This window comes from Streptomyces sp. NPDC014995 (assembly GCF_043080745.1).
In the GTDB taxonomy this organism is placed as follows: Bacteria; Actinomycetota; Actinomycetes; order Streptomycetales; family Streptomycetaceae; genus Streptomyces.
The window spans coordinates 64,844-85,629 of sequence record NZ_JBIBVX010000018.1; the positions used below are offsets into that span (position 1 = coordinate 64,844).

The window sequence follows — 20,786 nt, forward strand, 5'->3', positions numbered from 1 at the left end:
AAATCGTAAACCTCCGCACCATCGCTCGAATGGGTGATCCGTTTCACGCTCGGCGAGAGGCGGTCAGTCGGGCGTGGTGGGCTCGGTAGCATCAAGCACCGGCCCGGACGGGGGATCGTTGCCAGCCCCCTGAGCCGTGTCCGCCTTGGGGCACTCCGTCCGCCGGTCCACGCAGCCGGAGGTGCCCATGAGTGCGGAGGCCACGAACCCCGCGACGCCAGGCCCGGTGGCGCCTGCCGCTTCCCGCAGGCGCAGCCGCCCCCGGATCGACCTGCGTCGCCTGGGCCGGGCGGCGTTGCTCGGCCCCGCCGCCCGCGGACGACTGCCCGACGCGATCGGCCACGTGGTCGAGGCGCACCGCGCCCACCACCCCGACGCCGACCTGGAACCGCTGCGCCGCGCCTATGTGCTCGCCGAGTCCTCGCACCGCGGCCAGATGCGCAAGAGCGGCGAGCCGTACATCACGCACCCGCTCGCCGTGACCCTCATCCTCGCCGAACTCGGCGCCGAGACCACCACACTGACGGCCTCTCTGCTCCACGACACCGTCGAGGACACCGACGTGACGCTCGACGAGGTCGGCGAGCAGTTCGGCGAGGAGGTGCGCTACCTCGTCGACGGCGTCACGAAGTTGGAGAAGGTCGACTACGGCGCCGCGGCCGAGCCCGAGACCTTCCGCAAGATGCTCGTCGCCACCGGCAACGACGTCCGCGTGATGTCGATCAAACTCGCCGACCGGCTGCACAACATGCGCACCCTCGGCGTGATGCGTCCCGAGAAGCAGGAACGCATCGCCAAGGTGACCCGCGACGTCCTCATCCCGCTCGCCGAGCGCCTCGGCGTCCAGGCCCTCAAGACCGAGCTGGAAGACCTCGTCTTCGCGATCCTGCACCCCGAGGAGTACCAGCGCACACGCGAGTTGATCGCCGACAACGCCTCCCGCGCGGACGACCCGCTCGCCGAGTTCGCCGACGCCATGCGCGCGGTCCTGCGCGACGCCGACATCCAGGCCGACGTCCTCATCCGGCCGAGGCACTTCGTCTCCGTGCACCGCGTCGCCCGCAAACGCGGCCGGCTGCGCGGCTGCGACTTCGGCCGCCTGCTCGTCCTCGTCAACGAGGACGCCGACTGTTACGCGGTCCTCGGCGAACTGCACACCTGTATGACGCCCGTCGTGTCGGAGTTCAAGGACTTCATCGCCGTCCCGAAGTTCAACCTCTACCAGTCGCTGCACACCGCTGTGGCCCGTGCGGACGGCCAGGTCGCCGAAGTCCTCATCCGTACCCACCAGATGCACAAGGTCGCCGAGGCCGGCGTCGTCGCGCTCGGCAATCCCTACGCCGCTCCTGCGGAGGAACAGGGCGGCGAGGGTGGGCCGGCCGACGGGGAGCGCGTCGACCCCACCCGGCCCGGCTGGCTCTCCCGCCTCCTCGACTGGCAGGAGGCCGCTTCCGACCCCGACACCTTCTGGTCCACCCTGCGCGAGGACCTCGCCCAGGACCGCGAGATCACCGTCTTCCGCCCCGACGGCGGCGCCCTCGGCCTGCCCGAGGGCGCCACGTGCGTGGACGCGGCGTACGCGCAGTACGGCGAGGACGCCCACGCCTGCATCGGCGCCCGCGTCAACGGCCGCCTGGCGACCCTGAGCACCGTTTTGCAGGACGGCGACACCGTTCAGCTCCTCATGGGCCAGGACCCGGCCTCCGAGCCCTCCAGGGAGTGGCTGGAGCACGCCCACACCCCGGCCGCCCGCATCGCCATCCAGCGGTGGCTGGCGACGCATCCGGGCGCGGACGGCCCGGCCGCCGAGCCCGGCGGTGAAGCCGCAGGGGAGGCCGGGGTGGCCGGAGCGACTGCGGTGGCTGGGGCGGTCTGGGGGCCCGTGTCCGCCGACGAGGCCGAGGCGGGGGGAGCCCCCGGAGGCGTCGCCGCCCGCTCCGCTTCCGAAGGGCCCGTTCTCCGCCCGGGGGCCGCGATCACCGTGGCGGACCGTCCCGGGGCGAACGTCCGGCTCGCCGGGTGCTGCACGCCCGTGCCCCCCGACGAGGTGACCGCTTTCGCCGTGCGCGGGGGAGTGGTGACCGTGCACCGAGTGGAGTGCGCCGCCGTGGCACGCATGTCCGAGGCGGGGCGCGCGCGGTTCGACGTGCGCTGGGGGGACACCACCGAGTGCCGGGTCACCCTGGTCGCCGAATCGTTCGGCCGCCCCCACCTGCTCGCCGACCTCACCGAGGCGATCGCCCTGGAAGGCGCGGAGATCGTCTCCGCGACCGTCGAACCCCCGACCCAACAACGCGTACGCCACACGTACACCCTCCAACTGCCCGACGCGGCCCACCTCCCCACGCTGATGCGCGCCATGCGGAACGTGCCCGGCGTGTACGACGTGAGCCGGGCACAGCACCACGCGCCGGCTTTCTGACACGGGGGCGGGAGAGGCTGCGCCGCCCGAGCCATCAGGCGCGAGCCGGTCGGCACGTGCGGGGCGCGGGAGCGTACGCCCGTAGGGGTCGCCCCTGCTGTTACGCGGACTCCGTCGGGGGAGCGCACGCCCACGGCTCGCAGGGGCAGGCCGCCGCACCGCCGTCGGCCTGAGCTCCGGGGGCGTATGTCCGCCGGGGGCGCACGTCCTGTCCGGGAGCGCCCGCCGGGTCGGGAGTCGGGCGGGTGCATGGGCGGCCCGCCCGCGCGCGGAACGTTCGCATCTCCGCGGAATTGACCGCCCGACGCGCACCCCGCCACCCCTCGCTCCCTCCCGGCACCAGGCACGCGCCCCCTTCCAGCACCAGGCACGCGCACGCGCGGGCAATCCGTTCGAGTGGGCCGGTCGCGCGTCGTCGCCGAGGGGCACGTGTGCGCTGGTAGCGGTGGTGCATGCCCCTCACCCTGCTCACCACCCTCACGTCCCCCGCCAGAACCGCCTGCTCCCGTCGCCTCAAGCCCGCCCTGCTGGCCTCGGCCGTCTCCGTCTGTCTCGTCGCCGCGAGCGCCCCGGCGACCCCGCTCGGCGTCGGTGACCGCCTCTTCCCGTACCTGGGCAACCCCGGGTACGACGTGGCCTCGTACGACCTGGCGTTCACCTACTCCGGCAGCAACAGCAAGCCCCTCCAGGCGGTCACCACCATCGACGGCTGGACCACCACCGCCCTGGACCGGATCAACCTCGACTTCGCCCACGGCAAGGTCCGGTCCGTCGAGGTCGACGGCGAGCCCGCCGCCTTCCTCAGCGCCGGCGAGGACCTGGTGATCACACCGGAGGACCCGCTGGCCCGGGGCGACCGGATGCGCGTCACCGTGCGCCACACCAGTGACCCGGTGAGCGGCGGCCGGGACGGCGGCTGGGTGCGGACCGCGGACGGCCTCGCGATGGCCAACCAGGCCGACGCCGCCCACCTGGTGTTCCCCTGCAACGACCATCCCTCCGACAAGGCGACATTCACGATCCGGGTCACCGCACCCGACGCCTACACGGCCGTCGCCAACGGCCTGTCGGCCGGAGTCGCCAGGGCCGGCCGCACGACCACATGGACGTACCGGACGCAGCACCCCATGGCCACCGAACTCGCCCAGGTGTCCATCGGCCGCTCCACCGTCCTGCACCGTCAGGGCCCGCACGGGCTGCCCCTACGGGACGTCGTGCCCACCAAGGACCGCCGTCTCCTCGAACCCTGGCTGAAGAAGACCCCCGACCAGATCACCTGGATGGAGAACAAGGTCGGCCCCTATCCCTTCGAGACGTACGGTCTGCTCATGGCCGACGCCACGACCGGCTTCGAGCTCGAGACGCAGACCCTCTCCTTCTTCGAGCGAAATCTGTTCACCGAGCCCGCCTACCCCAGGTGGTACGTCGAGTCGGTCATGGTGCACGAGCTGGCCCACCAGTGGTTCGGCAACAGCGTCAGCCCAAACACCTGGTCCGACCTGTGGCTCAACGAAGGGCACGCCACCTGGTACGAAGCCCTTTACGCGGAGGAGAGAGCGGGCCGCACCCTGGAGGCGCGCATGAAGGCGGCGTACGGCGCCTCCGACGGCTGGCGTGCGTCCGGCGGCCCGCCCGCGGCCCCCAAGCCGCCCACGCCCGGCCAGAAGATCGGCATCTTCCGCCCGAACGTCTACGACGGCGCGGCCCTCGTGCTGTACGCCCTGCGCCAGGAGATCGGCACACGGGCGTTCGAGCAGCTGGAACGCGTCTGGGTGCGCGAGCACCGCGACTCCACGGCGACCACCGCCGACTTCCAGCGCCTCGCCACGCAGATCTCCGGCCGCGACCTCGGGGTCTTCTTCAAGAACTGGCTGTACGACGAGAAGACCCCGCCGATGCCCGGACACCCGACGTGGAAGTCGGCGGCGCCCTCCTCGTCCGCCGACAAGGCCGCGAAATAAGGCGGTGACGAGACGGGCCGTACCGTGCGACCATCGTGAGGTCGGCGTGGTACGGGACAACGGGAATCTCCCGGGGTACTCGTACGTTGTGCAGTATGACCGCCGAATCGGCATCCCCAACGACGTAAGGACCCAATGACCTCCTCTTCTTCCCCTTCCCAGGACGCCAAGCGCCTCGTGCATGCCTACCCCGAGGGCCTTCGGGCCGATGCCCTGATGGAAGAGGACGTCGCCTGGAGCCTCGAGATCGACGAAGAGCGGGACGGCGACCAGTTCGACCGCTCCGAGCGCGCGGCCCTGCGCCGCGTCGCGGGCCTCTCCACCGAGCTCGAGGACGTCACCGAGGTCGAGTACCGTCAGCTCCGCCTGGAGCGGGTCGTGCTCGTCGGCGTCTGGACCTCGGGGACCGTACAGGACGCGGAGAACTCCCTCGCGGAGCTCGCCGCCCTCGCGGAGACCGCGGGCGCGCTGGTGCTCGACGGCGTGATCCAGCGCCGTGACAAGCCCGACGCGGCCACCTACATCGGCTCCGGCAAGGCCGACGAGCTGCGCGACGTCGTGCTCGAGACGGGCGCGGACACCGTCATCTGCGACGGTGAGCTCAGCCCGGGCCAGCTGATCCACCTCGAGGACGTCGTCAAGGTCAAGGTCATCGACCGTACGGCCCTGATCCTCGACATCTTCGCCCAGCACGCCAAGTCCCGGGAGGGCAAGGCGCAGGTCGCGCTCGCGCAGATGCAGTACATGCTGCCGAGGCTGCGAGGCTGGGGTCAGTCGCTGTCCCGTCAGATGGGCGGCGGCAAGGGCGGCGGCCTCGCCACCCGTGGTCCCGGTGAGACCAAGATCGAGACGGACCGGCGACGGATCCGCGAGAAGATGGCGAAGATGCGCCGGGAGATCGCGGAGATGAAGACCGGCCGCGAGATCAAGCGCCAGGAGCGCAAGCGCCACAAGGTGCCGTCGGTCGCCATCGCGGGCTACACCAACGCCGGCAAGTCCTCGCTCCTCAACCGCCTCACGGGCGCGGGCGTCCTCGTCGAGAACGCCCTGTTCGCGACCCTCGACCCGACCGTGCGCCGGGCCGAGACCCCGAGCGGGCGGCTGTACACGCTGGCGGACACCGTCGGATTCGTCCGGCACCTGCCGCACCACCTGGTCGAGGCGTTCCGCTCCACCATGGAGGAGGTCGGCGAGTCCGACCTGATCCTGCACGTGGTGGACGGCTCGCACCCGAACCCGGAGGAGCAGCTGGCGGCCGTCCGCGAGGTGATCCGGGACGTCGGCGCCACCGACGTACCCGAGATCGTCGTGATCAACAAGGCGGACGCGGCCGACCCGCTGACGCTCCAGCGGCTGCTGCGGATCGAGAAGCACTCGATCGCCGTCTCGGCCCGCACCGGCAGGGGCATCGACGAGCTGCTCACGCTCATCGACGACGAGCTGCCGCGGCCGTCGGTCGAGATCGAGGCGCTCGTGCCGTACACGCACGGCAAGCTGATCGCCCGTGCCCACACCGAGGGCGAGGTGATCTCCGCGGAGCACACGGCGGAGGGCACGCTGCTCAAGGCGCGGGTGCACGAGGAGCTGGCGGCGGATCTCGCGCCGTACGTCCCGGCACAGCTCGCCTGACACCTCGTCCTACGGAGTGCGAAGGCCCGCCCCCTGCTCGGCGCAGGGGGCGGGCCTTCGGTGTGCCCGGCGGCGGCCCGCGCGAGGCGGCTCAGCGGGCCGGGGCCCACGGGCTCGGGTCACCGACCGCCGTGGGTCTGCTCATGTTCTCGTAGAGGGCCCGGGCCTCCTGGCCGGGCCGCGGGCCCGCCGGCCAGGTGTGGTCGGCCGGGCGATCGAGGTGTTGGAGGCCAGCTTGGTCTCGCCGTCCACCTTCCGGGACCAGCCGCCGCCGACGAACCGCCGGTCATGGTGCAGCCGATGCGGTACATCGTCGGCAGCGCCGGGCTCAGCGACAGCCGCCCGGGCCGGTCGAGGCACTTGAACATCGTCAGCCCGTTGTACGGTGCCGCCGCCGGATAGCCCCAGGCGCCCATCGCGTCGACCTCGGTCGCGGACGGCGCGGAGCAGTCGACGTCCAGCGCTCCGCCGAGAGTCTCCTCCAGCGACTCGGCACCGGACTCGGGCGTCACACGCAGCACGGCGTAGTCGTACGCGCCACCCGCGCCGCCCGTGTCCGAGCCGCCCTGGATCCAGTGTTCGACGTCGACGCCCAGTCCGCCCACCAGTTGCCGTACGGGGCGATCTCCGAGGCCGTCGCCTTGCCCAGTTCCGCCTCGGACCTGCCGAGGTCGTTGTGGGCGGGGACGAAGACGATGTTGCGGTACCAGCCGCCCTCGCCACCGGCGTGGACACAGTGTCCGGCCGTCCAGACGAGGTTGGGGCCCATGCGATGCGGGACGAACGGCGGTGAGGTGGTGAAGGTTCCCGTGAGACACCCCACCGCCGTCGATCACTGTCCGGCGAACTTCTCGCTCACCGAGTCGTACACGCCCTTGGCCGCCTCACCGAGTCGCGGCCCCGCGAGCCAGCCCGCGTCCACCGGGCCGATCGAGGTGTTGGACACCAGTGCCGGCTTGCCGTCCGAGCCCGTCGCCACCCAGCCGCCGCCGGACGAACCGCCGGTCATCGTGCAGCCGATGCGGTACATCGTCGGGTCCGAGGCGTTGAGCGACAGCCGCCCCGGCTTGTCCTCGCACTGGTACAGCTTCTGCCCGTCGTACGGCTCCGCCGCCGGATACCCCGTGGCGGTGATGCTCCGCACCTTGGTCACGGCCGGCGCAGCGAAGTCCACCGGCAGTGCCGAACCGACCGTCTCCTCCAGCGACTTGCCGGAGCCGCCCTCCTCGGGCGTCACATGAATGACGGCGAAGTCGTACGCCGCCCCGTCACCGCCGGTCTGCCCGCCCTGCTCGATCCACTGGTCCGAGGTCTGCGCCCAGTCACCCCACCAGACCCCGTACGGCGCGGCTTCCTCCTTCGTGGCGGTCTGCAACTCCTCGGCCGACTTGCCCCCGTTGTTGTACGACGGCACGAACGCGATGTTGCGGTACCAGCCGCCCTTCTTGCCGGCGTGCACGCAGTGGCCGGCCGTCCACACGAGGTTGGACTTGCCGGGGTGGGCCGGGTCCTGTACGACCGTCGCCGAGCAGACCATCGTGCCCTCGGGGGAGTCGAAGAACACCTTGCCCGCCTCGGGAGCGTTGTCGTGGTACGTGGCCGACACGGCCGTCGCGTCCACCGCCGCCGGCGCCGGGTCGGTCACGCCCTGGTCGTCGGAGAGGTCGCTGTCGTCGACACCCCGGTCCGGGTCCTCGGCCTCGCGCATCCGGTCCGGGTCCCACAGACCCTCGATGATGGGGTTGACGTAGTCCTGCGCCTCACGCAGCCAGTCGTCCCTGTCCCAGTTCTTCCAGGCGCCGTTCTTCCACTTGTCGAGGTCGATCCCGTGCTCCTTGAGCCGGTCCTTGATGTCGTCCGGGATCGTGATCTTTCCGTCCCCGCCCGCCGAGGCGGACGCGGTGGCCTGGCTCTCCGCGTTGCTGTCACCCGAGTCGCAGGCGGTCGCGGTGAGTGCGAGCGCCGAGACGAGGGCGACGGCGCCCAGCACGGGGCGAGTTCCGCGGCGGGCGTTCCTCCCCCGACGAGCGGTGAACGACGGCCGTATGGATCGCATGGTCTGACTCCCCCTGCTGTCAACGAACTTGGAGCGGTTGGCCGTTCCCGCCGCGTAACTCATGGTGATCTCACGCCCGGTTCACGCGGGTCTCACGGCCTGGTGGAACGGCATCACACGATATGCGCTCGCGGCGGGGGACTCCCGACGGAACGGCAACGGTTCGGCTACAAGCCGTCTGACCTGGTAAACGTCCAGGGTTCCGCCGATCCGGCGTCTCGTCGCATCCGGTCTCCTCGGGCTTCGGGCAGCCGGACGAGGCGCCGTACGCGGGGCCGCTCTCGGCGTTCGGCCCCGCTTCCTTCTCCTTCACGCGTGTCCTGCGGGACCCATGCGGACGGCCCGGCCGAGCGCGAGAAGTACCCGTCCTTCCAGGTCACTCACGCAGCACGGCCGGGCCCACCGGGGTCGTCCCTTCAGTGACCGACCGCCTCGCCGGCGCGCCGCACGCCGGCCGCGGCCACCACGGCGCCGATGACGCACAGCACGCCGGCGACCTGGACGGCGGTGTGCACGCCGTTCATGAACGCCTGGTGACTTCCCTCGATGACGGCGGTCCTGAGCTGGGCGGGCATGTCACCGGAGACCGGGGCGACTCCCATGGCCACGGCGTCCTTCGCCTCGTGCAGGCCCTGTGCCGCGGACGCGGGCACCCCGGCGGAGGTCAGTTCGCCGGTGAGGGTGGAACCGACCCGGCCGCTGATGAGCGACACCAGCACGGAGGTGCCGAGCGCGCCGCCCACTTGCAGGGCGGTCGCCTGCAATCCGCCCGCCACGCCGCCGTCCCTGACCGGTGCGTTGCCGACGATGGCGTCGGAGGAGGAGGCCATCACCATGCCCACACCCAGGCCGAGCGCGATGAACGGCGGCCACATCGCGGCGTAGGAGGAGTCTCCGCTCCAGCCGAGCATGACGAAGCAGGCGAGCGCCTGGAGCACCATGCCGAGCGGCATGGTGAGCCGCGGCCCGAACCGGTCCGTGAGTGCGGCGCCGAGCGGCGAGGCCACGACCGACGCCAGGCTCAGCGGCAGGGTGCGCACACCCGCTTCGACGGGGGTGAGGCCGCGCACGTTCTGCAGGTAGAGCATGACGAAGAAGATCACGCCGAGGAGGACGAAGAAGTTCAGTGCGGTGATGACCGTGCCGATGGTCAGCGCGGGACTGCGGAACAGGCGCAGGGGCAGCAACGGCGACGCGACGCGCGTCTCGTACCAGCCGAAGACCGCCAGGACCAGTACGCCCGCCGCGATCGCGCCCAGGGTGCCGCCCGAAGTCCAGCCCCACGACTCGCCCTTGACCACGCCGAACACGACGGCGACCAGGCCGAGGGCCAGCAGTACGACGCCCGGGATGTCGAACTTATCGGACGCGGCGGCGGTGTTCCTGCTCTGCGGTAGGACGACGGCGCTGAAGACGAGCGCGATGACGCCGATGGGTGCGTTGATGTAGAAGACGGACTCCCAGTTGACGTTCTCGACGAGCAGACCGCCGACGATGGGGCCGAGGGCGGTGGAGACCGAGGAGACCATGGCCCAGATGCCGACCGCCATGCCGAACTTCTTCGGCGGGAAGACGGCACGCAGCATGCCGAGGGTGTTGGGCATCAGCAGAGCGCCGAAGAAGCCCTGGAACGCGCGGAAGACGATGACGCCCGTGATGGATCCGGAGAGTCCGATGGCGACGGACGCGGCGGTGAAGCCGGCGACGCCGATCAGGTAGAACGTACGGCGCCCGAACCGGTCACCCAGCTTGCCGCCCAGGATCAGCGCCGCGGCGAGGGCCAGCAGGTAGGAGTTGGTCACCCACTGCAGGTCGGCGGTGGACGCGTTCAGATCGCGGCCGATCTCGGGGTTGGCGATCGACACGACCGAGCCGTCGAGACCGACCATGAACAGGCCGAAGGCGACGGCGACGAGCGTCAGCCACGGATTGGCCCGCGGGCCGCGGGGCTTGTCCTGGGGCGGGGCGTGGGCCGGCGAGGCGGACGGGTTCATGGTGGCGGAGGGCATGACTGCGCTTGTCCTTCGTATGGCATGGGGGAGGCGCGGACGGGACTCGGCCCGAGCGCGGGGAATGGGGGAACGACGCGACCCGGCGACCGGCACACGGATGACCGGAGCGCGGGAGGATCCGGCCCGCAGCACGCCCACCGGGCCCACAGGGGACCCGGTGCGCGTGATCAGCGGGCGGAGTGGTGAAGGTGCCGGTTGAGCACGTTGAGCGCGCCCAGGGCGGAGCCGAGGGCACCCCGTTCGCCGTCGGTCATGGCGCGCAGCGCATGCGCGACATGGGCACCCATGAGGTGCGCGACCTCGGCGAGTCGCCGCCGGGCGGTCGGAGTGAGGTGCAGGTGCGCGACCCGTTTGTCGGCGGGGTCCTGCCGGCGCTCCACCAGCCCCTGCTCGGTCAGCTGTGTGACCAGCGCGCTGACGTTGTTCGGCTTCATCAGCAGGGCCTCGGCCGCCGCGCGCACGGTGACGCCGTCGTTGACCTCGATGTGCCGCAACAGCGCGAGCTGGGCCTCGGAGGGCTTGGGATGCGGGTAGTCCTGGTCGATCTGCCGCTCAAGGGCCCGGGACAGCGCGGGCAGGCATGCCACGAGGCTCGCGGCCACCTGGTCGATGTCCTGGGCGGACGCGCTGTGCTGGGGCATGCCACCACCATAGGTAAGACGAGATACCTATGTCAACATACCTAAATGGCTTCTGTCTCTTGTCTGCCCGCCCCCTGAGGGGTACGTGGGGCCCGGCCTCGGCCCGCCGGCGCCGGAGCGCAGCGCCAGGGACGGCGAGGTCGGTGCCGTGCGGCCGACTTCTTCGGGGCGGCCCGTCTGCCTCTTCGGAGCGACCCGTCTGCTTCTTCGGGGCAGCCCGTCTACTGGCGATGCGCTGACCACGGTGCTCCGCCGTTCCGCGTGTCGGACGGTGCCACGCGGTCGCAACAGCTGCCACTGTGCGCCAGGAGAAGCACGGCGTCAGGGGCGGCGTCGCTCGCCGCGGGGACGTCAGCGGAAAGCCACGTAGGAGACGTCAACCGCCGGTCGGGGTGGCAGCTGCCGCACCACTTCACTCCGCGTCGACTCCTCTGACGGATGCCGGCAATGGACGCCGGCCGCTTCTCCACCTGGGGCGGACTGGAGCGGCGACGGTCCGTCACGGCAGGGGAATTCGAGGCAACCCGTAACCCGCTGGATCATCCGGGGTTGGTAGCCGTGGAGCCTGCCGCCTGCTTGCGGCCCTCCGTGCGGGAATCCACCGAGGGTGCGGGGAAGCCGTTTTCCTCGCGGTCGACCTCCTTGCGGTCGACGGACACGACGTCGGCCCTGGCGTTCCGCGACGCACCAACTCACCTGTGGACAGCGGGAGGACAGGGAGCCGTGGCCGTGACCGAGCCGGTACCTGGAGATGCGTCCTCGGGGCGCTCCGGTGGTGGGGGCGCTGCCTCTGAGGCGGCCCCTGCCGGGGCTTCCGAGGCGCGGAGCATCGAGGGCGAGGGCGCCTCCGCCGGCGGGAGCCCGATGGGTGTGCGGCCGGCGCACGAGGGGATTCTGCGGAGGCAGTCGGCGCGCGAGTCGGCGGCCCGCACCTACGCGCGCGCCCTGCCGATCGTGCCCGTGCGGGCACGCGGACTGACCATCGAGGGCGCTGACGGCCGCCGTTACCTCGACTGTCTCTCGGGCGCCGGCACCCTGGCACTCGGCCACAACCACCCCGTCGTGCTGGAGGCCATCCGCAAGGTCCTCGACTCCGGCGCACCCCTGCACGTCCTCGACCTCGCGACTCCTGTGAAGGACGCCTTCATCACCGAACTGTTCCGCACCCTGCCACCCGGGCTCGCCCGCCACGCGCGCGTGCAGTTCTGCGGGCCGACCGGCACGGACGCCGTGGAGGCCGCGCTCAAGCTGGTCCGGGCCGCCACCGGCCGCACGGGCGTCCTGGCGTTCACCGGCGCCTACCACGGCATGACCGCCGGATCCCTCGAAGCCTCCGGTGGCGCCTTCGACGTACGGGTGACGCGCCTGCCCTATCCGCAGGACTACCGCTGCCCGTTCGGCGTCGGCGGCGAGCGGGGCGCCGAACTCGCCGCCCGCTGGACCGAGTCCGTCCTCGACGACCCCAAGTCCGGAGTGCGTCCACCGGCCGGGATGATCCTCGAACCGGTCCAGGGCGAGGGCGGCGTGATTCCCGCGCCGGACGCCTGGATGCGGCGCATGCGGCAGATCACGGCCGACCGGCGCATCCCGCTGATCGCCGACGAGGTGCAGACGGGCGTCGGCCGGACCGGCGCCTTCTGGGCGGTGGAGCACAGCGGGGTCACCCCCGATGTCATGGTCCTCTCCAAGGCCATCGGCGGCAGCCTCCCCCTGGCGGTCATCGTCTACCGCGACGACCTCGACGTCTGGGAACCCGGCGCCCACGCGGGCACCTTCCGCGGCAACCAACTCGCCATGGCCGCCGGCACGGCCACCCTCGCCTACGTCCGCACCAACGGTCTCGCCGACCGCGCGGCCACCCTCGGCGCCCACCTGTTGGACCAACTCCGGCGGCTGGCCCGGGACATCCCGTACATGGGCGATGTGCGGGGGTGGGGACTGATGATCGGAATCGAGATGGTGGACCCGGAGGGCGAGTGCCGCAGCAGCGAGCCCGGATGGGTCGGCCTGGGTGAGGGCGGGTGGGAAGACCACGGCGGGGGAGGGGACGTACCCGGGTCCGCGAACGGCAGTGTGACCGCGGTGCCGGCGGATCCAGGCCGGATGGGGGAGCCGTCCACGGCTGCCTCGCTGGGCCTTCATCCGCCGGCCCAGGGGATGAGTACGCGGACGAAGGCCGCTCCTGGCCCTCGCCCCGCCGCCCCTGACCTGGCCGTCGCCGTGCAGCGGGAGTGCCTGCGGCGCGGCCTGATCGTCGAACTCGGCGGACGGCACGCGAGCGTCGTACGTCTGTTGCCGCCCTTGACGATCACCGACGAGCAGGCGGCCGCCGTACTCGACCGGCTGGCGGACGCGCTGGAGGCGGTGGCTCGTACCCACACCGGCCGCACGGACCAGGCCGACCAGCGCCGGCCGAGCCCACCGCAACAGCCGACCGGCCCACCCCCGCGGCACCGAACCGGTGCCGAAGGCACGAGGTAACGCGGGCACCAACTCCCCGTGCCTCGTACGTACGCCACGGTCAGCGGCCGCCGGTGTACCACGAGCCGCCGGTGTACCACGACGCCCCCGAGCTCCGTGAGCGAGCCGGAGCCCGGGCCACCCGGGGCCCACTCCGTCACGCGGGGCAGGCCGCCCCAGGCCACTGCTGCCGAGCCCCCACGTCTCGACGTGAAGCCCTGCGCCCGACCACGGGCGCGCCCACCGCCGCAACACCCCGCTCCGTCGCCGACCGAGCCGACCCCACCCGACGAGGAACGACCTTGAACACGTCCCCCCGGCCCGCCGGTTCCGCCACCCGGGCAACCACGACTTCCCCCGCATCAGCGTCGACCTCCTCCGTCCCGCCAACGTTCTCCGTTCCAGCACTCCCGGCACCCCGCCAACAGGGAGACACCCCGCACACCGAACAGCGGCGCACCGAACCGCCACATCACGCGGTCACCGATCTCCTGAACCACACAGCCCCGCTGGCGGCGGCCCAGGCCGCAGCCGTGGAGAACCTGCTGCGCTGCTGGGTGCGCGAGACCGGTCTGTCCGCCTCCGCCGACGGCATCCTGCGCATTCCGCTGCCCGCCACCGGCACCGCTCTGCTCACCCCCGTCCGCTACTGGTCCGCAACGGGCTCGCACCGCTTCGGCCTCCCACACCTGGCAGACGCTCCCGAACTCTCCCCGCCCGTGGACGCGGTCACGGTCGCCGCCCTGCTGGCCCGCGAGACGCCCGGGGCGCACGGCACGTCCGCGACAACCACGGACGAGCGCGTCGGCGAAGGCCCGGACGCCCACCCGGACCAGGACGCCACCGCCTCCGCGGGCCCGCCACCCGGCTCCACCTCTCCCTCCATCTCCCCTTGCGGAGACGGTCTCGACCTCGTCGCTCGCGTCGCCGACTCTGTCCGCCGCACCGCGGCCTTCATCAGTGCTCGCCGGGAACGCCCGGCCGACGAGCCGGACCTGTTCCTCGCCGCGGAACAGGCACTGCTGCTCGGACATCCGTTCCACCCGACCCCCAAGAGCCGCGAGGGCCTCTCCGACACCGAAGCAGCGCTGTACTCACCCGAGCTGCACGGCTCCTTCCCCTTGCACTGGCTGGCTGTCGCCCCGTCCGTACTCGCCACCGACTCCGCCTGGACCGAGCGGGGACGCCTCGTCCCGGCGAACCGGCTGACGGCCCGACTCGCCGGTGCCGGGCTGCCGCTGCCCGACGGGTACGCCGCACTGCCGCTGCACCCCTGGCAGTGGCGCGAGGCCCGCCACCGTCCCGAGGTCGCGGCCCTGCTCGACGCAGGACTGCTCCGGGACCTCGGTGCACACGGGCTCCCGTGGCATCCCACCTCCTCCGTCCGAACCGTCTACCGGTCCGGCGCCCCGGCGATGCTCAAACTGTCGCTGGGGCTGCACATCACCAACTCCCGCCGCGAGAACCTCCGCAAGGAACTCCACCGCGGTGTCGAGGTGCACCGCCTGCTGCGCACCGGCCTGCTCAGGCAGTGGCGGGCAGCCCATCCGGGCTTCGACATCGTCCGTGACCCGGCCTGGCTCGCCGTCGACGGACCGGCCGGCCTCCCCGTGACAGGGCTCGACGTGGTGATCCGGCACAATCCGTTCACCCCGTCCGACGACGTCTCCTGCGTCGCCGCCCTCGTCACTCCTCGGCCGTACGCCCAGCAAGACACCCAGCGGTACGCCCGGCAGAACGCCGAACCAGGCGACCCCACGGCGGAAGCGCCACTGTCCGACCGGGGCCCGGCTCCCTCCCTGCCGTCCCGGCTCGCCCTCCTCGTCACGCGTCTCGCTCGCAAGACAGGCCGCCCACCCCGGACCGTGGCCACCGAGTGGTTCCTGCGCTACCTGGAACAGGTCGTCCGTCCCGTGCTGTGGCTGGACGGTGAGGCAGGCATCGCCCTGGAAGCACACCAGCAGAACACGCTCCTTCTGCTGGATCCCGACGGCTGGCCCACCGGCGGCCGCTACCGCGACAACCAGGGCTACTACTTCCGGTCGTCCCGCCGCGCTGAACTCGAAGCCCGACTGCCGGGAATCGGCGAACGCAGCGACACCTTCGTCTCCGACGAGGTCACCGACGAGCGCTTCGCCTACTACCTCGGCATCAACAACGTCCTCGGACTCATCGGTGCGTTCGGCTCCCAGCGGCTCGCCGACGAGCCCTTGTTGCTCGCCGCCTTCCGACGGTTCCTCACCGAAGCCGCCCACGGCCCCGACCGGTTGCGCAGTTCGCTGCCCGCCCGTCTGCTCGACTCACCCGTCCTACGCTGCAAGGCCAATCTGCTGACCCGGCTGCACGGCCTCGACGAACTCGTCGGTCCGGTCGACACCCAGTCCGTGTACGTCACCATCGCCAACCCCCTGCATCCCTGAACCTTCGCCTTCCGTCACCGCTCGCCCGCCTGCCCGCTCGCCCACTCCCTTCGCTCCCGAGGTGCCCGCCCCTCCCGCCATCAGAGAAGGAGCCCACCGTGCCTCCCACAGACACCGAGGACACGCTGGACCTGTGTCTGCCCGCCGAGGACCTGCTGGACCACATCGGCGGCTGGGGGCCGGTCGCCACTCCGGCCGGCGCCTTCCACCTCGTCCCTGTGCAGCTCGAGAGGGACCTTCCCCGCATCGGCAGGTGGATGAACGACCCCGCTGTCGCGGCGTTCTGGGACCTGGCGGGTCCCGCGTCCCTGATCCAGGAACACCTGCGCCGTCAGCTCGACGGCGACGGGCGCAGCGTTCCCTGTCTCGGTGTGCTGGAGGGCACCCCGATGAGCTACTGGGAGATCTACCGGGCCGACCTCGACCCGTTGGCCGTCCACTATCCGGCCCGGCCCCACGACACCGGCCTCCACCTCCTCATCGGCGGTGACGCCGACCGCGGGCGGGGACTCGGTGGCACTCTGCTCAGAGCCGTCGCCGGCCTCGTACTCGACAGGAGACCCGCCTGCGCGCGCCTCGTCGCCGAACCGGACCTTCGCAACACCCCCTCCGTGGCCGCCTTCCTCAGCGCCGGCTTCCGGTTCTCCGCCGAGGTCGACCTGCCCGCCAAGCGAGCAGCCCTCATGGTCCGAGACCGGCAACCGCCTCTCCTGTGGTGACACTGTGCGGTCGCGCCGTCACAAATGGAACGCCGCGGGATGCGGGCCGGTTCCCGGACGCCCGAGAGCCGACCACTTTTTTCTCGAGGACCTGCTCCGCTCCCCTCGGATTCTCTTGCTCGCAACGATCCACAGCCCCGCCTGCCCCTCTGCCACCACCGATCCGAGAAGCTCCCCACATTGATTCTGTCTCCGTCGTCACCCCTGACCACTCGCATGACCACACGTTTGTCAGTCCCGCGCCGTAGGGTGGTCGCGCTATGACGAAGCCCTCACTCCCCGAACTCCTGCATGCCGCCGTCGCCGCCGTCGGCGGTACGGAGCGCCCTGGCCAGGTGACCATGGCCGAAGCCGTCGCGGAGGCGATCGACGACAGCTCCCATCTGCTGGTCCAGGCCGGCACCGGCACCGGTAAGTCGCTGGGGTACCTCGTGCCCGCGCTCGCGCACGGGGAGAAGGTCGTCGTGGCGACCGCCACGCTGGCGCTGCAACGCCAGCTCGTGGAGCGGGACCTGCCGCGCACGGTCGACGCGCTGCATCCGCTGCTGCGCCGCCGCCCGGAGTTCGCGATGCTCAAGGGCCGGTCGAACTACCTGTGCCTGCACCGTCTGCACGAAGGCATGCCGCAGGACGAGGAGGAGGGGCTCTTCGACCAGTTCGAGGCAGCCGCTCCCACCAGCAAGCTCGGCCAGGACCTGCTGAGGCTGCGCGACTGGGCGGACGAGACCGAGAGCGGAGACCGCGACGACCTGACGCCCGGCGTCTCCGACCGCGCCTGGGGCCAGGTGTCGGTCTCCTCGCGGGAGTGCCTGGGCGCCTCGAAGTGCGCGTACGGCGCCGAATGCTTCGCGGAGATGGCCCGTGAGCGCGCCAAGCTGTCCGAGGTCGTCGTCACCAACCACGCTCTGCTGGCCATCGACGCCATCGAGGGCGCCCCGGTCCTCCCGCAGCACGAGGTGCTGATCGTCGACGAGGCGCACGAGCTGGTGTCGCGCGTCACCGGAGTAGCCACCGGTGAGCTCACCCCGGGCCAGGTCAACCGCGCGGTGCGCCGTGCGGCGAAGCTGGTCAACGAGAAGGCCGCCGACCAGCTACAGACCGCCGCCGAGGGGTTCGAGCGGCTGATGGAGCTGGCGCTTCCGGGCCGTCTGGAGGAGATCCCGGAGGACCTCGGTTACGCCCTCATGGCGCTGCGCGACGCCGCGCGCACCGTCATCTCCGCGATCGGCGCGACCCGCGACAAGTCCGTCCAGGACGAGGACGCGATCCGCAAACAGGCCCTCGCGTCCGTGGAAACCGTGCACGACGTGGCGGAGCGGATCGTGGACGGCTCCGAGTACGACGTCGTCTGGTACGAGCGCCACGACCGCTTCGGCGCCTCCCTGCGCGTCGCCCCCATGTCCGTGTCCGGCCTGCTGCGGGAGAAGCTCTTCGCGGACCGATCCGTGATCCTTGCCTCGGCGACCCTGAAGCTGGGCGGGGACTTCAACGGCGTGGGTGCCTCGCTCGGCCTCGCCCCGGAGGGCACGCAGGGTGACGACTTCCCGCAGTGGAAGGGCATCGACGTCGGCTCGCCCTTCGACTACCCCAAGCAGGGCATCCTGTACGTCGCCAAGCATCTGGCGCGCCCCGCGCGGGACGGCGACCGCGCGGACATGCTGGACGAGCTGACCGAACTGATCCAGGCAGCCGGCGGGCGCACCCTCGGCCTCTTCTCGTCCATGCGGGCCGCTCAGCTCGCCGCCGAGGAGCTGCGCACGCGCATCCCCGAGTTCCCGATCCTGCTGCAGGGCGAGGAGACTCTCGGCGAGCTGATCAAGAACTTCGCGGCGGATCCCATGACCTGCCTCTTCGGCACGTTGTCGCTGTGGCAGGGCGTGGACGTCCCCGGGCCCAGCTGCCAGCTGGTGGTCATGGACAAGATCCCGTTCCCGCGTCCGGACGATCCGCTGATGAGCGCCCGCCAGAAGGCGGTGGAGGACGCCGGTGGCAACGGCTTCATGGCCGTCGCCGCCACGCACGCCGCGTTGCTGATGGCCCAGGGCGCGGGCCGGCTCGTGCGCGCGTCGGGCGACCGCGGGGTGGTCGCCGTACTGGACCAGCGCCTGGCGACCGCCCGCTACGGCAGCTATCTGAAGGCGTCCATGCCCGATTTCTGGTACACGACGGACCGCAACCAGGTCCGCAAGTCACTGGCGGCGATCGACGCGGCGGCCAAGCAGGCGGAAGCGGAAGCGCGGTGAGGAGTGGCCTGTCCCGGCTCGGGGCAGGCCACCCCACCGGCGGTAACCGGTCGGGCACAGCACAGGGCCCCGGAACCGGCGCAGGGATCCCGGGGCCCAGTCAGGGGGCGGATCGAGGAGCTCCGTCCGCCGCCGATCTCAGACGCGACGCAGTACGGCCACCACCTTGCCGAGGATCGTCGCGTCGTCGCCGGGGATCGGCTCGTACGCCGCGTTGTGCGGGAGCAGCCACACATGGCCGTCCTCGCGCTTGAAACGCTTGACGGTGGCCTCACCGTCGAGCATCGCGGCCACGATGTCGCCGTTCTCGGCGACCGGCTGGCGGCGGACGGTGACCCAGTCACCGTCGCAGATCGCGGCCTCGATCATCGAGTCGCCCACGACCTTCAGCACGAACAGCTCACCGTCACCGACGAGCTGCCGGGGCAGGGGGAAGACGTCCTCGACCGACTCCTCGGCGAGGATGGGGCCACCGGCGGCGATGCGGCCGACCAGGGGAACGTACGACGCGGCGGGCTTGCCGGCGGTGTCCGTGGGCTGCACGGTGGCCGCCTGGTCGGAGCCGCGCACCTCGTACGCGCGCGGACGGTGCGGGTCGCGGCGCAGGAAGCCCTTCCGCTCCAGTGCCATCAGCTGGTGCGCCACCGACGAGGTGCTGGACAGGCCGACCGCCTGGCCGATCTCCCGCATGGACGGCGGGTAGCCGCGCCGCTGCACGGAGTCCCTGATGACCTCGATCACCCGCCGCTGCCGGTCGGTGAGGCCCGAGCTGTCCGCCCGGATGCCTGGAGGTCGGCCCGGCAGGGAGCGCTTGTGCCCCTCGGGATTCATGGCTTCGTTCATCGCATGCACCGGCTCGAGTCGGCCCTGGGAGCGGTCCTGGGCGGTGATGGTGGCACTGTCTGCGGTGGTGGTCACGTCGGCCCCTCTCGGTTGTCTCCCTGCTGGACAACGGTAGTTGCTTTCGAAAGGTTGCGCCAAACACACGTTCGAGTGAAAAAGCGCGAATAGCCTGACTTGATCATGTCTCTGGGTGTATGGCTAGCGCGCTGACCAGCAGGCAAAAGGGATCATTGTTGTACCCTTCACCGCCGGGGCCGATGACCTTGTGAGGTGTCGCCCCAGTCTGCCATCCGCCCTCCCGTCGGCCGGGAACCGGGCCCCGCTCTGTGCGAGAGTCCCACCGCTCCTCCTTGTGGCGCTCACGGTATCCCTGTGCGGGCTGCCGCGATACGGCCGTGCACGCGTGCGTGCAGGCGTTCTCGGGTGCTCGGCGTGACGGTGGAACCGCAGGGTGTGATGGCTGTTGCCGCGACACGCGTTTTGGCCTGGGTGTATGAGCCAAGCCCCATATCTAGTGGTTGGATGGCAACAGCAGCCCACAAGTTGTGGTCCCCCGGGTCTGCACCGGTTTCTGGATCGCCTATGCTTGGGGCTGCTTCGAGGGGCCCATGAGGCCCAGCGAGGCTATTGAGTCTGCTGTGAGGAGGGTTGGAGTTCATGCACTGCCCCTTCTGCAGGCACCCCGACAGCCGCGTCGTCGACAGCCGTACAACCGATGACGGCACGTCGATCCGCAGGCGCCGCCAGTGTCCTGACTGCTCCCGTCGTTTCACGACCGTGGAGACGTGCTCGCTCATGGTGGTCAAGCGGTCCGGAGTCACCGAGCCCTTCAGTCGCACCAAGGTCATCAACGGCGTGCGCAAGGCATGCCAGGGGCGGCCTGTCACCGAGGACGCCCTGGCCCAGCTCGGCCAGCGGGTCGAGGAGGCGGTGCGGGCCACCGGGAGCGCCGAGCTGACCACCCATGACGTGGGGCTGGCCATACTCGGCCCGTTGCAGGAGCTCGACCTCGTCGCCTATCTGCGATTCGCCTCCGTCTACCGGGCCTTCGACTCGCTCGAGGACTTCGAGGCGGCCATCGCGGAACTCAGGGAGCAGACGGGGCACCCCGCCGCGGACGACGACGACCGTGACGACGCCGAAGGAGCTGTCGCGGGGAGCCGGGAAGACGACGGCGGGCGCGGAGGGACCGGGCAGGTCCCCGAGCCCGCCCACGCCGCCGACTGACCGGAGGGCCGGAACCGGGCGGAGACCTCGGATCCGGCCGGGCGGCGGCGGACGAAGACTTGTTGCGGGCGCGAGTGAACGGGTTGCCCGCAGCACCAGACACAACACCGTGCCACGGGAACATCGTGGCATTTCAGGGCGTTTTTGCCTGTA

Annotated in this window: 12 protein-coding genes and 1 pseudogene; 8 read left to right on the forward strand and 5 right to left on the reverse strand. The window is 71.3% G+C overall.

Features of this window, described 5'->3' with window-relative positions; all coding sequences use genetic code 11:
* Positions 1-187 precede the first annotated feature (187 nt).
* The 3 genes from ACF1A1_RS31400 to hflX all read left to right on the forward strand — a co-directional run bounded on the left by ACF1A1_RS31400 (position 188) and on the right by hflX (position 6,012).
* Positions 188-2,422, forward strand: coding sequence for a RelA/SpoT family protein (locus tag ACF1A1_RS31400; RefSeq protein ID WP_392004385.1), 2,235 nt, complete (start codon positions 188-190; stop codon positions 2,420-2,422).
* A 452-nt stretch (positions 2,423-2,874) separates the two neighbouring features.
* A complete protein-coding gene (locus tag ACF1A1_RS31405) occupies positions 2,875-4,383 on the forward strand; it encodes a M1 family metallopeptidase (RefSeq protein ID WP_392004386.1) in 1,509 nt (502 codons plus the stop codon).
* A 135-nt stretch (positions 4,384-4,518) separates the two neighbouring features.
* A complete protein-coding gene (gene hflX / locus ACF1A1_RS31410; protein WP_392004387.1) occupies positions 4,519-6,012 on the forward strand; it encodes a GTPase HflX in 1,494 nt (497 codons plus the stop codon).
* 119 nt (positions 6,013-6,131) lie between these two features.
* Here the strand turns inward: hflX and ACF1A1_RS31415 are convergent.
* From ACF1A1_RS31415 to ACF1A1_RS31430, 4 genes and pseudogenes are all read right to left on the reverse strand, one after another.
* Positions 6,132-6,778 (reverse strand): annotated as a pseudogene (locus ACF1A1_RS31415) (trypsin-like serine peptidase); the annotation flags it as partial.
* Positions 6,779-6,844: 66 nt separating this feature from the next.
* Entirely contained in the window at positions 6,845-8,068 is a 1,224-nt protein-coding gene (locus ACF1A1_RS31420; protein ID WP_392004388.1) for a trypsin-like serine peptidase, read from the reverse strand.
* A gap of 416 nt (positions 8,069-8,484) precedes the next feature.
* On the reverse strand, positions 8,485-10,077 hold the full coding sequence (locus ACF1A1_RS31425; protein ID WP_392004389.1) for a DHA2 family efflux MFS transporter permease subunit: 1,593 nt from the start codon (positions 10,075-10,077) through the stop codon (positions 8,485-8,487).
* A 170-nt stretch (positions 10,078-10,247) separates the two neighbouring features.
* Positions 10,248-10,721 carry a MarR family winged helix-turn-helix transcriptional regulator gene (locus ACF1A1_RS31430; protein WP_392004390.1) on the reverse strand — a complete coding sequence of 158 codons (474 nt, stop codon included), beginning with the start codon at positions 10,719-10,721 and terminating at the stop codon, positions 10,248-10,250.
* Positions 10,722-11,585: 864 nt separating this feature from the next.
* Here ACF1A1_RS31430 and ACF1A1_RS31435 point away from each other — a divergent pair.
* The 4 genes from ACF1A1_RS31435 to ACF1A1_RS31450 all read left to right on the forward strand — a co-directional run bounded on the left by ACF1A1_RS31435 (position 11,586) and on the right by ACF1A1_RS31450 (position 18,563).
* Positions 11,586-13,202, forward strand: a complete 1,617-nt coding sequence (locus ACF1A1_RS31435; protein ID WP_392004391.1) for a diaminobutyrate--2-oxoglutarate transaminase family protein — start codon at positions 11,586-11,588, stop codon at positions 13,200-13,202.
* A gap of 512 nt (positions 13,203-13,714) precedes the next feature.
* The gene (locus tag ACF1A1_RS31440; protein WP_392004392.1) at positions 13,715-15,601 is read left to right on the forward strand and encodes an IucA/IucC family protein; all 1,887 of its coding nucleotides are present in this window, start codon (positions 13,715-13,717) and stop codon (positions 15,599-15,601) included.
* Positions 15,496-16,320, forward strand: a complete 825-nt coding sequence (locus tag ACF1A1_RS31445) for a GNAT family N-acetyltransferase (protein ID WP_392004483.1) — start codon at positions 15,496-15,498, stop codon at positions 16,318-16,320. The genes ACF1A1_RS31440 and ACF1A1_RS31445 overlap by 106 nt, the downstream gene beginning before the upstream one ends.
* A 260-nt stretch (positions 16,321-16,580) precedes the next feature.
* The gene (locus tag ACF1A1_RS31450) at positions 16,581-18,563 is read left to right on the forward strand and encodes an ATP-dependent DNA helicase (RefSeq protein ID WP_392004393.1); all 1,983 of its coding nucleotides are present in this window, start codon (positions 16,581-16,583) and stop codon (positions 18,561-18,563) included.
* A 138-nt stretch (positions 18,564-18,701) separates the two neighbouring features.
* On the opposite strand, the gene lexA is transcribed toward ACF1A1_RS31450, so the two are convergent.
* Entirely contained in the window at positions 18,702-19,481 is a 780-nt protein-coding gene (lexA, locus tag ACF1A1_RS31455) for a transcriptional repressor LexA (RefSeq protein WP_392004394.1), read from the reverse strand.
* Positions 19,482-20,063: 582 nt separating this feature from the next.
* Between lexA and nrdR the strand changes: the two genes are divergently transcribed.
* Positions 20,064-20,633 carry a transcriptional regulator NrdR gene (gene nrdR / locus ACF1A1_RS31460; RefSeq protein WP_392004395.1) on the forward strand — a complete coding sequence of 190 codons (570 nt, stop codon included), beginning with the start codon at positions 20,064-20,066 and terminating at the stop codon, positions 20,631-20,633.
* Positions 20,634-20,786: the final 153 nt, after the last annotated feature.

Coding starts and splice junctions, on each gene's coding strand:
- nrdR (WP_392004395.1), top strand. CDS start 20,064: ATGCACTGCCCCTTCTGCAGGCACCCCGACAGCCGCGTCGTCGACAGC.
- ACF1A1_RS31425 (WP_392004389.1), bottom strand. CDS start 10,077: ATGCCCTCCGCCACCATGAACCCGTCCGCCTCGCCGGCCCACGCCCCG.
- ACF1A1_RS31435 (WP_392004391.1), top strand. CDS start 11,586: ATGGGTGTGCGGCCGGCGCACGAGGGGATTCTGCGGAGGCAGTCGGCG.
- ACF1A1_RS31450 (WP_392004393.1), top strand. CDS start 16,581: ATGACGAAGCCCTCACTCCCCGAACTCCTGCATGCCGCCGTCGCCGCC.
- ACF1A1_RS31400 (WP_392004385.1), top strand. CDS start 188: ATGAGTGCGGAGGCCACGAACCCCGCGACGCCAGGCCCGGTGGCGCCT.
- ACF1A1_RS31420 (WP_392004388.1), bottom strand. CDS start 8,068: ATGCGATCCATACGGCCGTCGTTCACCGCTCGTCGGGGGAGGAACGCC.
- hflX (WP_392004387.1), top strand. CDS start 4,519: ATGACCTCCTCTTCTTCCCCTTCCCAGGACGCCAAGCGCCTCGTGCAT.
- ACF1A1_RS31430 (WP_392004390.1), bottom strand. CDS start 10,721: ATGCCCCAGCACAGCGCGTCCGCCCAGGACATCGACCAGGTGGCCGCG.
- ACF1A1_RS31405 (WP_392004386.1), top strand. CDS start 2,875: ATGCCCCTCACCCTGCTCACCACCCTCACGTCCCCCGCCAGAACCGCC.